Source organism: Burkholderia sp. Ax-1720 (genome assembly GCF_011753035.1).
Taxonomy (GTDB): Bacteria; Pseudomonadota; Gammaproteobacteria; order Burkholderiales; family Burkholderiaceae; genus Burkholderia; species Burkholderia gladioli.
Genome location: NZ_VWWK01000188.1, coordinates 1 through 12,898 on the forward strand (window position 1 = coordinate 1; position 12,898 = coordinate 12,898).

The following is a 12,898-nucleotide window of genomic DNA, read 5'->3' on the forward strand; positions in this document are numbered from 1 at the left end:
CTGGCCGGCGCCGGCCTGGCGGCGCTCGGCGCGAGCGGCGCGGCGCTCGCGGCCGGCGAGACCACGCTGCGGATCGGCTACCAGAAGTACGGCAATTTCGTGGTGCTGAAGGCGCGCGGCACGCTCGAGAAGCGGCTCGCGCCGCTCGGCGTGACGGTGCGCTGGATCGAATTCCCGGGCGGCCCGCAGTTGCTGGAGGGGCTGGCGGCCGGCGCCGTCGATATCGGTACGGTCGGCGAGACGCCGCCGATCTTCGCGCAGGCCGGCAAGGTGGACTTCGTCTATATCGGCGCCGAGCCGCCCGCGCCGAAAGGCGAGGCGATCGTGGTGCCGCACGATTCGCCGATCCGCTCGGTGGCCGAGCTGCGCGGCAAGAAGGTGGCGCTCAATCGCGGCTCGAACGTCCACTACCTGCTGGTCAAGGCGCTGCAGGAGGCGAAGCTCGACTATCGCGAGATCCAGCCCGTCTACCTGGCGCCGGCCGACGGGCGCGCGGCCTTCGAGCAGCGCGCCATCGACGCCTGGGTGATCTGGGACCCTTACCTGGCCGCGGTCGAGCGCCAGACCGGCGCGCGCACGCTGCGCAACGGCGAGGGCATCGTCAGGAACACGCAGTACTACCTGGCGAGCCGCGCCTTCGCCGGCGCGCATCCCGAGCTGGTGCGCGCGGTGCTGGCCGAGATCGACGCCACCGACGCCTGGGCGCGCGACCACGTGCCCGAGGTGGCCGCCCAGCTCTCGCCGCTGGTCGGGCTCGATGCGCCGACGCTGGAACTCGCGCTGGGGCGGGCCACGTACCACGTCGAGCCGGTCGGCGACGCGACGCTGGCCTACCAGCAGCAGATCGCCGATGCCTTCACGGCGTTGAAGCTGATTCCGGGCAAGCTCGACGTCACGCAGGCGCGCTGGGCGGGGCACTGAAGCGAACCGGGCCGCGCCCTCCCTGGCGAGAGGCGGCCCGGCATGCAACCGCGCCGCCTCAGGCGCTCAAGCTCCCACCGCCACCGCGCGACGCGCCGCGAAATCCCAGCGCAGCGCCTGCCGCGTGTCGACGCGCGCCGGCAGCAGGCCCGCCTTCAGGAAGGTATCGGCGATCTTCTGCTGCTCGTCGAAGTGGGCGGCGGTCACGGCGCGCACCGCGTAGCTGCGCCGCGCGTTGGCGCGCTCGATGGTGGCCGCGTCGAGCCCCCAGATCGGCGCCAGCACGGCCGCGCCCTGGTCCGGATGCGCGCGCAGCCAGTCGCCGGCCTGCACCAGCGCGTCGAACACCGCCTGCAGCACGGCCGGATGCGCGGCCGCGTAGTCGCTGGCCGCGAGGTAGTAGCGCTGGTACGAGGCCAGCCCCGTGCCGTCGGCCAGCACCTTGACCTCGGGGCGACGATCGACCGAGGCCACGTAGGGATCCCAGGTGATCCAGGCGCCGACGCTGCCGCGCTCGAAGGCGGCGCGCCCGTCGGCGGGCGTCAGGTAGTGCACCGAGACGTCGGCGGGCGCCAGGCCCGCCTTGGCCAGCGCGGCGAGCAGCAGGTAATGGCTGCCGGCCGCCTTGGTGGTGGCGATGTCCTTGCCCTTCAGGGCGGCCAGCGTGTCGATGCCGCTGTCGCGCTTGACCAGGATCGCCTGCGCCGAGGGCGAGGGCGCTTCCTGGGCGAGGTAGACGAAGCGGGCCTGCGCGGCCTGGGCGAACACCGGCACGGTATCGGCCACGTCGGCGCTGAAGTCGACGGCGCCGACGTTGAGCGCCTCGGTCAAGGGCAGGCCGCTGGCGAACTCGTGCCATTCGACGCGCGTGTTCAGCGGCGCGAGCGCCTTCTCCAGCGTGCCGCGCGCCTTGAGCAGCGTGATCAGCGTCGAGGATTTCTGGTAGCCGATGCGCAGCACGCCGGGCGCGCCCTGCGCCCGCGCGAGCGGGCCGGCGGCGGCCAGCGTCAGGGCCAGCAGGGAACGGGAGAAGGCGCGGCGCGTGAGTCGGGACATGAAGCGGATTCCTGGAGACGGGAGACGGTAGGCAATCCGCTAACGTACCGGTTTTGCCTGCTGCAGCGAACCGATCATTTCAGCTATCGATCCGAGCGCCAGGACTATCTCGCGCGGCGTTGCGCGGCGCGAGCGCCGGCGCTTCAGATCTCGACCTGGAAGCCCTTCCAGCGATGCATGCGCTCGCGCAGGTCGAACACCTCGCCGTCGGCGGCGAAGGTGCCGTCGCCGCGATGGTGGAGCACGCGACGCTCCTCGCGCGCGTCGTTGACGGCGGCGGCCACCGCGCGCAGCACGAACAGGTCGTGGCGCTCGGCCAGCGTGTCGTCCTCGATCACGCATTCGATGTTGTAGAGGCAGTCGGCCAGGCGCGGCGGCGCCACCTGCTTCGAGGGCGCGGTGGCCAGGCCGAAGCGCTCGAACTTGTCGAGCTCGGCGCCGCTGCAGTTGCCGATCTCCACCAGGGTGGCGGCCCAGTCGGCGCCCGGCACCGCCAGCACGCATTCGCCGGTTTCGCGCAGCGCCGCGTGGCTGTGGTCCCAGGGGCCGATGATCGCGCCCACCAGCGGCGGCGAGTGGCGCATCACCATGTGGAAACCCATCGTCATCACGTTCGCGCGCCGGCCGTCGTGGGTGACCACCAGCACCACCGGGCCGGATTCGAGCAGGCGATAGGTCTTCGAGGGATCGATGTCGCGCAGGGCGGGTTTTCGCATGGAAGTCTCCGAAAACGAGGGGCGCCGCGCGGCTGGCGCGCGGCGTGTCGCGGGATGCCGCCTCAGCGTGCCGCGCGCAGCCGTCCGGCGTCCTGCAGCGGCGTGAGCCCGAACTGCCGCTTGTACTCGCGATGGAACTGCGAGAGGTTGTCGTAGCCGACCGAGGCGGCCACCACGCCGAGATCGCGCGAGCGGCGCAGCAGCAGGCTGCGTGCCTCGTAGAGCCGCAGCCGCTTCTGGTATTGCAGCGGGCTCATGGCGGTGGCTTCCTTGAAGTGGTGATGCAGCGAGGACACGCTCATGTTGGCATGGCGCGCGAGATCGTCGATGCGCATCGGCTCGGCGAAATGCGCCTGGATCCACTCCACCGCGCGCGTGATGCGCGAGGCGCGGCTGTCGGCCACCAGCAACTGGCGCAGCCGGCCGCCCTGCGGGCTCGTCAGCAGCCGGTAGAGGATCTCGCGCTCGATCATCGGCGCCAGCACCTCGATGTCGCGCGGCGTGTCGAGCAGGGCCGCCAGGCGCAGCGCCGCGTCCACCAGCTCCAGCGACAGCGCGCCCACCGAGATGCCGATTCCCGCCGGCGCCTCGTCGGGCGGCGGCAGCTCGCGCGAGGCCAGCAGCTCGGCGGCCTGTTTCAGGTCCAGCTCGAGCATGAAGCAGAGATAGGGCGCCGCCGCGCTGGCCGTGGTCACGCGGCCCGTGATCGGGATGTCGATCGCGGTGACCACGGCGCGTTCGCTGTCGTAGTCGTAGCGCGTGTCGCCGGCGGTGATGGTTTTCGCGCCCTGCAGCGCGAAGATCAGCGCGACCTTGCTGAAGCCGTATTCGTCGGCGGTCGGCGCGGAGTAGCGGTGGAAGCTCAGGGACGGCAGCGCCGTCGGGTGGCGGCCGTCGATCGGCGTGAAGCGGCTGGCGATGGCGCGCAGCCGCGCCATCAGGGCGGCGCGCGAGGCGGCGGGGTCGAAGGCGGGGGGCGGCGCGGCGTCCATATCGTCGGCGGTTCGGAGCGAGGGCAGGGGCTTGCGGCGATTATCGCGCCGGCGCGTGGATCGGCAAATGGGGCGCGACGCGGATCCGGAGAATCGTGCACTGATCGCGGAGCATCGTGGAGTTGGGGGCGATCGGGGCCGGGTCGGGAGGGCGCTTGGTGGCTGCGGTCGTGGTCAGGGCTCGTGAGGCTTGTTGGCTTTGTTGGGGGCACTGGCTGCGTCGGCTGCGTCGGCTGAATCGGCGACATCGGCGACATCGGCGACATCGGCGACATCGGCGACATCGGCGACATCGGCAACATCGGCAACATCGGCAACATCGGCAGCGCCGCCCGCCGCCCGGCACCTACCGGCGATGGTACATTGGAGCGTTCGCGACTTCGCCGCCACGGCCGGCTCCAGCATGACAGCTTCGATCCTTCCGCCGGGCGGCTGCGCCGGCGAGGCGGCCCCGGCCATCGCGCGCAAGACCGAGGTGCGCATCTGGCAGGCGCCCGAGCTGGCCGCCGAACTGCTGCGCGGCGATTTCCACGACTTCTCCTACGACGTCCACACCCACGACACGGCCTGTTTCGCCCTGATCACCTCGGGCGCGATCCGCATCCGCATGCGCGGCAGCGAGTTCGTGGCCCGCCAGGGCGACCTCTACGCGATCGACGCCGACGAGCCGCACGCGGGTGGCCCCGTCGATCCGGGCGGCTGGCGCCAGCGCACCGTCTATGTGCGCACCGAGCACCTGCGCTCGCTGCTGTCCGATGGCGAGGCGCGCGGCGGCGCGGCGATCCGCGGGCCGATCATCGGCGATGCGCGGCTCAACGCGCTGTTCTATCGGGTCCACCAGGAATCGGAGTCGCAGGGCGACGCGCTGCGGCGCGAGGAGCGTTACCTGCGCTTCGTCGCGCGGCTGTTCGAGCGGCATGTGCATGAATCGCCGTCGCTGGCGGCACCGGGCGCCGAGCCGCGCGCGGTGCGTCTCGCGCGCGAATTCCTCGACGCGCGCCTGGACCAGCAGGTCCATCTCGAGGAGATCGCCGGCGCGGCCGGCTTGCCGGTGTTTCGCCTGTTCCGCGCCTTCGAGCGCCATCTCGGCATGACGCCGCATGCCTATCAGCGCCAGGCGCGGGTGCGCGCGGCGATCGCGCTGATCCGGCTCGGGCGGCCGCTCGGCGAGGTGGCCGCGGCCAGCGGCTTCGCCGACCAGGCGCACCTGACGCGCTCGTTCCGCCGCATGATGGGCGTCACGCCGGGCGTGTTCCGCGACGCCACGCGCGCTCGGGCGCCGCGCGCCTGAGGCGCGGCGGCGCCGGTCGCTGTCGATTCAAGGTCCGGCGCGATTCCCGATCCGGCGCCCGAGCCACCATCATGCGGTTTCAGCCTGTCTCACTTCAACAAGCCGAGATTCGAGACGATCTTGCCGATCGCCTTGCGCGGGCCCACCAGCGCCACGCCGAGATAGGCGAGCTCGGCGGTGGTCACCTGCGCGACCGCGTCGCGAAACGCCGAGTAGTCGGTGGTCTGCTGGCCCTGCACCGGGAAGTCGACCACCTCGCAGCCGGCCGCCACCGCCTTGTCGCGGATCGACGGCAACCGGGCCGCCTCGGCCGAGAGCACGGCGATGCCGATCGGGATCAGGCCCGGATGCGAGACGCCGTCGGCGTCGACCAGCGGCGGCCCGACCAGGGCCGGCTGGCGCTGGCCGAGGGTCAGCGCCAGCACGGCCGCGGCATTGGCGGCGCGCCCGGGCGGCAACTGGTTGTCGACCACGATCACGCAGCGTTCGGCGACCGGCGCCGCGCTGTGTTCGGGAATCACGGGGTTCATGCGGAAATCCTCCTGGAAAGCGATGAGGACCGCATTATTCGATCGCGCGCGGCGGGTGTCTTGAACGCTATTGCAGGCGGGGAGGGGGAATGAGGGGACGTGGGATGATTCCCGATCCATGGCTGTGACAGATCCGCCGGGCGGCCCTGCTGTTCCAGACGGCACGGTAAAGTATTTTCTTCGCAAGGAGGATGACCAAATGAGTGAAACGCGATACAGCTACGGCGCCCGGCAGAATTTATCGCCCGCCGAGGTCTTTGTCCTGGTCGCGCTCGACGAGACGCGCAGGCAACTCGGTCTGGATGATCTTGCAGCTGCGTCCGCGGTGTTGCTCGGCCAGGCCGACGTCCCGGTCCCGGGCAAATTCGTCGGCGCGACCGAGGGCACATCGGTCGCCTCGCTCGCCGCGCGCAAGCTGTTCCCCCAGAAGCTGTCGTTTCGCCTGCCGATGATTACCGGCATCGGATTGTCCGGCGTTCGGGTTGTTTTCACGCGCCGGCTGGGTGCGTGGGTCGGCCGGACGATTCCGGTGGTGGGCGAGGTGTTCCTGGCTCGCGATGCATACCTGATCATGCGAAACACCGTGCGGACCTACAATCGAATCGTGAAGCCCGAGGATCGGGTGCTCTGAGCCATGAAAGACGAAATCTGGGAACGTTTGGAAGCCTTCACCCGCGAGGAACTCGGCCGACCGTTGTTCGGTGGCCGGCTCGACCTGCGGCCCGAGTCGCGGCTCGAACAGGATCTCGGCGTGACCGGCTCGGATGCGGTCGAGTTCATCGACAGTTGGGCGGAGGCATTCAAGGTGGACGCGCGCGCGTTCCCGTATCGGCGCTATTTCAGGCCTGAAGGCCAGGAACTCCTGTCCTCCTTCCTCGGACTGTTCGTGAAGCCGTTCCGGCGGCCGGAGCCGCAACCCTTGACCCTGGGGATGCTGGCCGAGGCGATACGTCGTGGGAAATGGGATACCGAGGCGATCGAGGTCGCAACCGGCGAGGCCCCATAGACGGCTACGATGATGTGGATGTTCGACCGGCCCCGGCAGGGGATACCCAGCCGGGGCCGGTTTGTCTCGAGGAATGGTTTGCATGGGTGGAGTTGGCCGCATGATTCATCGCGCGCGGCTTCGGCCGGCCCGTATCAACATCGCCGCACTCCCGGCCTCGTCAGGCCACCCACAGCTGCCACAGCAAGGCCACATTGAGCGCGAGGATCAGCGCCGTGCTGGCCCAGGTCGCGGCGAGCACCCAGCCGCGGATGCGCCAGCGCCCCATCAGCGCCGGGCTGGCGGCGAACAGCACCAGCGGAATCACCGCCAGCGGCAGTTGCAGGCTCAGCACCACCTGGCTGGCCACCAGCAACTGCGCCGAACCGTGGTCGCCGAACGCGATCACCGCCACCAGCGCCGGGCCGATCGCCAGCGCGCGCGTGAGCAGGGCGCGCCGGGTCGGCCCGATGCGCAGTTTCAGGAAGCCCTCCATCACGATCTGCCCGGCGAGCGTGCCGGTCACCGTCGAATTGAGCCCGCAGGCCAGCAGCGCCGCGGCGAACAGCAGGCTGGCCCAGTCGGTGCCGACCAGCGGCGCGAGCAGGCGATGCGCGTCGGCCAGGTCGTCCACGTCGGTATGGCCGCTGGCATGGAACACCGCGGCGGCCACGATCAGCAGCGCCGCGTTGACCAGGAAGGCGAAACCGAGCGAGCCGAAGGTGTCGTAGCTGACGCCGCGCATGGTGTCGGCGATCGCCGCGTCGCGGTCCTCGCCGGCCGGCACGTGGCGCTTGACCAGGGCCGAGTGCAGGTAGAGGTTGTGCGGCATCACGGTGGCGCCGACGATGCCGGCCGCCAGCCAGACCATGCCGGCGTTGCGCACCAGCTCGGTGGACGGCACGAAGCCGCCCAGCACGCCGAGCCAGTCGGGCCTCGCCAGCGCGAGCTCGGCCACGAAGCTCAGCGCGACGAACAGGATCAGCGCGGCCACGCAGATTTCCAGCGTGCGATGGCCGCGCCGCTGCAGCGCCAGCATCGCGAAGGTGCCCACCGCCGAGAGCAGCACGCCGGTCAGCAGCGGCACGTGCAGCAGCAATTGCAGCGCCACCGCGCAGCCCACCACCTCGGCGACGTCGCAGGCGATGATGGCCGCCTCGGTGGCCAGCCACAGCAGCACCGTGGCGCGCCGCGACAGCCGCTCGCGGCACAGCTCGGCCAGGTCGCGCCCGGTCACCACGCCCACGCGCGCCGTCACCCATTGCAGCAGCATCGCGATCAGGCTGGCCAGCGCGACCACGCTCAGCAGCCGGTAGCCGAACTGCGCGCCGCCGGCCAGCGCCGTGGCCCAGTTGCCGGGATCCATGTAGCCGACCGCCACCAGCGCGCCGGCACCGGCGAAACGGGTCCAGGGCGTGGGCGGGCGGAACTGGCCGGCTGGCGAGGGAAGGGAGGGGATCATCGGATCGGGCATCGGTCGCGGTCCTGCTGCTGAGCAAAGGATAGGCGGGAAAGGCGATTCACATCGGACATGTCAGACTCACATTCACGAATGATAATTATTCTCATTCGTGTTTGGCAATTGAAAATGGCGATAAAACCCATAGCGGGCTGTCCTGGAAAACGGGGGCGGGTCGCTCGGGCCCGTGGCAAGGGCAGCGAGCCGCCGCACGCGGGAAACGGCCGGGGCAGCCGGCCGATGTAGCGCCGAAGCCATGCCGAACCGGCCACGCAAGGCGCGAGCCCGCTCGCGAAGCGCCGTGGTGCCGGCCGCAAGCCGCGCGGGGCGCGGCATACGCGGCGCCCGAGGGCGTGATAAGGTCCCGGTTTCGCCGGCCCGCCGGCCCCGAGTCAAGCGGAAACCGTCGATACGATGCGCATTTTTTCCCTGTCCGATATCCACGTCGATTTCGAAGGCAATGCCGAATGGGTGGCGTCGCTGTCGCGCAGCGAGTACCAGCGCGACGTGCTGATCCTGGCCGGCGACGTATCCGATTCGCTGGAGCGGCTGGAGCGCTGCCTGAGTACCTTCGCGAGTTGCTTCCGGCGCGTGTTCTTCGTGCCGGGCAACCACGAGCTTTGGGTGATGCGCGACCCGCCGGGCACCACTTCGCTCGACAAGTTCGAGCAGGTGCGGCGGGTGGCCGAGGCGAGCGGCGCGACGCTGCGCGCCGAGCTGGTGGACGGCGTGGCGATCGTGCCGCTGCTGGGCTGGTACGACGAATCCTTCGGCGTGCCCGGCCAGGAGCTGCGCGATGCCTGGATGGACTTCCATGCCTGCCGCTGGCCGCAGGGCTGGACCAGCCGGCATGTCGCCGAGTATTTCACCGGCCTCAATGTGCTCGACGACCTGCCGCGCGGCCGGCCGACCATCAGCTTCTCGCATTTCCTGCCGCGCATCGACGTGATGCCGGCCTATATCCCCGCCTCGCGACGCATGCTCTATCCGGTGCTCGGCAGCAGCCTGATCGAGGCGCAGGTGCGCCGGATCCGTCCCGACCTGCATCTCTACGGGCATAGCCACGTCAACCGCGAGGTGGTGCTCGACGGCATCCGCTACCTCAACAACGCGTTCGGCTACCCGCACGAGGAGCGCATCACCAAGAAGGCGCTGCACTGCGTCTACCAGGCCGACTGAAGCCGCTCCGAGCTGCTTCGGGCCACCTGCGACAGGTTCGACGGGACGGTTCCGAAAAATAATCGTGTAACCGTCAAAATATCACTTGAAAAGTTACATCGCATCGCTAGAATGAGCGCTGTCGATGGCGCACGGCATGCGCGCGGAGCGATCCGCGGCACCCATGGCGCAATCGAGCAGGACGGCCGCAAGCGCCGGGCACGCATCGCATTCGTCAGGATTGCGAAGCGAAGATTCGTGCCCGGCGCCGCGCGACCCGTCCCGCATCCATCAAACCGAGAGACGGACGGAGGACAGCGAGATGAACGGCAACAACACGGAGCAGGCAGGCAAGGCGGCGCGGGTGGCGATCGTGACGGGGGCGAGCCGCGGCATCGGCCGCGCCACGGCGCTTCGTCTCGCCCGCGATTTCGATGCGCTGGTGCTGGTCGCGCGCAGCGGCGAGCTGCTCGAGGGCACCGCCGAGGCGGTGCGCGCGGCGGGCAGCCAGGCGCTCGCGCTCGACCTGGACCTGCGCGAGCCCGACGCGGCGGCGCAGGCGGTGGCGCGCACCTTGGCGGCCTTCGGGCGCATCGACGCGCTGCTCAATATCGCCGGCGCGGTGCCGCAGATCGACGTGCTCGAGATGACCGACGCGCAATGGGACGACGGTTTCGCGCTGAAGCTGCACGGCGCGCGGCGTCTCACGGTGCATGCCTGGGAGGCGCTGAAGGCGAGCGGCGGCTCGGTGATCTTCACCTCCGGCAACTCGGCGCAGGCGCCGAAATCGGCCTTCGCGGCGGTGGCTACCGTCAACGCGGCGATCGTCGCGCTTGCCAAGGCCTTCGCCGAGCGCGGCGTGGGCGACGGCGTGCAGGTCAATAGCGTGCTGCCGGGGCCGGTGATGACCGACCGGCGCCGTTCCTACCTGGAGAAATACGCGCCCGCGCATGGCATGAGCGTGGAGCAGGCGATCGAGCAGTTTCCGCAGCAGGCCGGCATCACGCGCTACGGCACGCCCGAGGACATCGCCGAGCTGTTCGCCTTCGTGCTGTCGCCGGCCGGGCGCTGGATGGTGGGCTCGACGCTGCGCATGGACGGCGGCGAGATCAAGGCCGTCTGAGGCGATCGAGGCCGCTGGCCGTCGCGACGGCCCCGCGGCGCGCATAGCTGCTATGCGCGCCGCTTCATGGCTCGCCGCGCATTCGCCGTCGATACTGTCGCGGCGGCCCGGCGGGCATGGCGAGACGGCGCCGGACGAACCACCGAACACGACAGACAACCAACCCAAAGTGACCCCCATGCGTGGCGACAGACAGACGACGGAACAGATGGCGGGGCGCGGCGGCGCCGGCTCCGCGCAGGAAGCGAGGACCGCGGCGGCGCTCGCCCGGGCAGGTGCGGCAAGCGCGCCGGCCGCACCCGCGAAACCGGGCCTGGCCGGCGAGTGGACGCTGATCGTCGCGATCGTGCTGGTGGCGATCAACCTGCGGCCCGGCATCGTGTCGATGGGGCCGCTGCTGCCGCAGATCCAGCAGACCTTCGCGATCTCGCATGCCACCGCCTCGCTGATGACGGCGATCCCCGACCTGCTGATGGGCCTGCTCGCGCTGCCCACGCCGTGGCTGGCGCGCCGCTTCGGCCGCAACGCGGTGCTGATGGGCGCGTTGCTGCTGCTCTCGCTGGCGACCGTGGCGCGCGCCTTCGCGCCGAACACCTTCGGCCTGCTGGCGGCTACGGTCGGCGTGGGCGCCGGCATCGCGATCGCCGGCGCGCTGTTCGGCGGCCTGATCAAGGCGAAATTCCCCAGCCGCGTGGCACTGCTGATGGGTATCTATGCCACCGCGCTGTCGTTCGGCAGCACGCTCGCGGCGGCCGCCACCGGCTTCGTGGCCAGCCACTCGGCGTTCGGCTGGCGTCTCGGCGCGGGCGTGTGGGGCGTGCTCGGCATCGTGGCGATCCTCGGCGCGCGCATGGTGGCGCGCTCCGATGCGGGCGCCGCGCCTGCCGCCACGGCACCTGCACGCGCCGCGATCCGGCTGCCGTTGCGCGATCCCAAGGCCTGGCTGGTGGCCCTCTATTTCGCCTGCGACAACCTGCTGTTCTACGCGCTGCTGTCCTGGCTGCCGCCTTCGTATCACGAGCACGGCCTGTCGCCCGAGCGCGCCGGGCTGGTGCTGGCCACCTTCATGGCGGTGTTCACGGTCGCCAACCCGGTGATTGGCTCGCTGAGCCGCCATCACGACCGGCGCGGCTGGCTGCTGCTGTGCGCGGCGCTGGCGGTGGCCGGGCTGGCCGGCATCGCCTGGGCGCCGATGCAGCTCACCACGCTGTGGGTGGCCCTGTCCGCCTGCGGGCTGGCCGGCGGCTTCACGCTGGGCATGACGCTGCCGCTCGACAACACGCATAGCGCCGAGGAAGCGAACACCTGGAACGCCTTCTCGCTGCTGGTCGGCTACCTGATCGCCGCCTGCGGCCCGTTCGCGGTCGGCCTGCTGCGCGACCTGACCGGCAGCTTCGACGTGCCGATGGCCTGCCTGGTCGGCGTGGGCCTGGCCATGGCGCTGCTCTCGCCGTTCCTGAAGCCGCGCGAGTTGCGCGCCGGCGCCTCGCACTGAAGCCAGGCGATCGCGCGGCGCCGGTCGCCCGCCGCGCGAAACCGTTGCATCCGCAACCACTTCCGCGCATCCCGCTCATTGCCGCGCGTGCCGGCCGATAGCCCCGTTTCCCGCCCGTTCGGGCATCCCTGTCGATTGCCTCCAGACCTGCAATAATCCGAGCGCGTTCGGCGCGCCGGTGCCGGCGCGCGCGCCGCTACCGATCCGGTTTTCGTGTCAGGCAGGGTTCATGAAGGGCAATATCGACCATCCGCTGCGGCTGTTCCTCGAGATCGCGAACCGCGGGTCGCTGTCGGCCGCGGCCGAGGCGCTGTCGCTTTCGCAATCGGGATTGAGCCGGCAACTGGCCGCGCTCGAGCGCCATGTCGGGCAGCCGCTGTTCGTGCGGCACGGCCGCGGCGTCGAGCCGACCGACGCGGGGCGCCGCCTGCTCGAAGCCGCGCGGCCGGCCTACCAGGCGATCGACGATGCGGTGATGCAGTTGCGCGAGCGCCACGGGCTGACCGCCGGCAACCTCAATGTCGCCACCGTGCACACGCTCGGCCACGACTTCGTCTCGGAGATCGTCGCGCGCTTCATGCGGCAGCGTCCCGACGCCAGCGTCTCGCTGCTGGAGCGCAGCTCGCCGGGCGTGGCGGAAATGGTGGAGGGCGGCGGCGCCGAGATCGGTTTCGTCTACGACGCGGCGGTGGCCTCCGACCTGCTCGAGATCACGCCGCTGTTCGACGAGGAGATGGGTTTCGTGGTGCACCAGAGCTCGCGCTTTGCCTCGCTGGCGGCCATCACGCTCGACGCGCACACGCCGCCGCTGATCGTGTTCCCGCCCAGCTACGCGCTGCGCCGCATGCTGCACGGTCGCGCCTTCGATGCCAAGGTGGCCGCCGAGGTCGACTCGATGGACGCGATGCTGAAGCTGGTCTCGCTGACCAACGGCCAGTGCATCCTGCCGATGCGGATCCCGTCGCGCCTGCTCGGCGAATACGGGCTGACGCGAATTCCGATCGCCGCGCCGGTGATGCGCCGGCGCATCGTCGCGGTGACGCGGCGCGAGCGGCCGCTGTCGGCGCTGGCCGCGCTGCTGCTGGCGATCGCGCGCGAGCTGGCGGCCGCGGCCTGAGCGAGCCGGCTTGAGCGCGTCCACTCAAGCTCACCGGCTCAAGTGCGTCGGCTCA

At 70.6% G+C, this 12,898-nt stretch carries 14 protein-coding genes; 8 read left to right on the top strand and 6 right to left on the bottom strand.

Going from position 1 to position 12,898, the window contains the following annotated elements; genetic code table 11:
* On the top strand, positions 1 to 921 hold a 921-nt coding region (locus F3J18_RS31290; RefSeq protein WP_240156466.1), incomplete at its 5' end, for a sulfonate ABC transporter substrate-binding protein.
* Positions 922 to 987: 66 nt separating this feature from the next.
* Here F3J18_RS31290 and F3J18_RS31295 read toward each other — a convergent pair.
* The 4 genes from F3J18_RS31295 to F3J18_RS31310 all read right to left on the bottom strand — a co-directional run bounded on the left by F3J18_RS31295 (position 988) and on the right by F3J18_RS31310 (position 4,090).
* Entirely contained in the window at positions 988 to 1,977 is a 990-nt protein-coding gene (locus tag F3J18_RS31295) for an aliphatic sulfonate ABC transporter substrate-binding protein (RefSeq protein ID WP_017920466.1), read from the bottom strand.
* 143 nt (positions 1,978 to 2,120) lie between these two features.
* Positions 2,121 to 2,693: a flavin reductase family protein gene (locus F3J18_RS31300; protein WP_205195634.1), complete on the bottom strand. Its 573-nt coding sequence runs from the start codon at positions 2,691 to 2,693 to the stop codon at positions 2,121 to 2,123.
* Positions 2,694 to 2,755: 62 nt separating this feature from the next.
* Positions 2,756 to 3,685: an AraC family transcriptional regulator gene (locus F3J18_RS31305; protein WP_025099500.1), complete on the bottom strand. Its 930-nt coding sequence runs from the start codon at positions 3,683 to 3,685 to the stop codon at positions 2,756 to 2,758.
* 174 nt (positions 3,686 to 3,859) lie between these two features.
* Complete coding sequence (locus tag F3J18_RS31310) at positions 3,860 to 4,090, bottom strand: hypothetical protein (protein ID WP_166915988.1); 231 nt, start codon at positions 4,088 to 4,090, stop codon at positions 3,860 to 3,862.
* Between F3J18_RS31310 and F3J18_RS31315 the strand changes: the two genes are divergently transcribed.
* Positions 4,089 to 4,976: an AraC family transcriptional regulator gene (locus tag F3J18_RS31315; RefSeq protein ID WP_025099498.1), complete on the top strand. Its 888-nt coding sequence runs from the start codon at positions 4,089 to 4,091 to the stop codon at positions 4,974 to 4,976. The genes F3J18_RS31310 and F3J18_RS31315 overlap by 2 nt on opposite strands.
* An 89-nt stretch (positions 4,977 to 5,065) precedes the next feature.
* On the opposite strand, the gene F3J18_RS31320 is transcribed toward F3J18_RS31315, so the two are convergent.
* Positions 5,066 to 5,506 (bottom strand): DUF2000 domain-containing protein, encoded by a 441-nt coding sequence (locus F3J18_RS31320; RefSeq protein ID WP_166915992.1) that lies wholly within the window; start codon positions 5,504 to 5,506, stop codon positions 5,066 to 5,068.
* Between the two features lie 199 nt (positions 5,507 to 5,705).
* Here F3J18_RS31320 and F3J18_RS31325 point away from each other — a divergent pair, with 199 nt between their 5' ends.
* Both F3J18_RS31325 and F3J18_RS31330 read left to right on the top strand, forming a co-directional pair.
* Positions 5,706 to 6,137, top strand: a complete 432-nt coding sequence (locus F3J18_RS31325; protein WP_166915998.1) for an STM2901 family protein — start codon at positions 5,706 to 5,708, stop codon at positions 6,135 to 6,137.
* Between the two features lie 3 nt (positions 6,138 to 6,140).
* Positions 6,141 to 6,512, top strand: coding sequence for a DUF1493 family protein (locus F3J18_RS31330; RefSeq protein WP_166915994.1), 372 nt, complete (start codon positions 6,141 to 6,143; stop codon positions 6,510 to 6,512).
* 160 nt (positions 6,513 to 6,672) lie between these two features.
* On the opposite strand, the gene F3J18_RS31335 is transcribed toward F3J18_RS31330, so the two are convergent.
* Positions 6,673 to 7,953 carry an Nramp family divalent metal transporter gene (locus F3J18_RS31335; protein WP_046575374.1) on the bottom strand — a complete coding sequence of 427 codons (1,281 nt, stop codon included), beginning with the start codon at positions 7,951 to 7,953 and terminating at the stop codon, positions 6,673 to 6,675.
* Between the two features lie 411 nt (positions 7,954 to 8,364).
* On the opposite strand from F3J18_RS31335, the gene F3J18_RS31340 reads away from it, so the two are divergent.
* The 4 genes from F3J18_RS31340 (at position 8,365) to F3J18_RS31355 (ending at position 12,843) form a co-directional block, all read left to right on the top strand.
* The gene (locus F3J18_RS31340) at positions 8,365 to 9,129 is read left to right on the top strand and encodes a metallophosphoesterase (protein WP_025099494.1); all 765 of its coding nucleotides are present in this window, start codon (positions 8,365 to 8,367) and stop codon (positions 9,127 to 9,129) included.
* A gap of 301 nt (positions 9,130 to 9,430) precedes the next feature.
* The gene (locus tag F3J18_RS31345; protein WP_025099493.1) at positions 9,431 to 10,231 is read left to right on the top strand and encodes an SDR family oxidoreductase; all 801 of its coding nucleotides are present in this window, start codon (positions 9,431 to 9,433) and stop codon (positions 10,229 to 10,231) included.
* Positions 10,232 to 10,409: 178 nt separating this feature from the next.
* Entirely contained in the window at positions 10,410 to 11,726 is a 1,317-nt protein-coding gene (locus F3J18_RS31350) for an MFS transporter (protein WP_240154676.1), read from the top strand.
* Positions 11,727 to 11,955: 229 nt separating this feature from the next.
* Entirely contained in the window at positions 11,956 to 12,843 is an 888-nt protein-coding gene (locus tag F3J18_RS31355; RefSeq protein WP_025099491.1) for a LysR family transcriptional regulator, read from the top strand.
* The last annotated feature ends 55 nt before the right edge of the window (positions 12,844 to 12,898 follow it).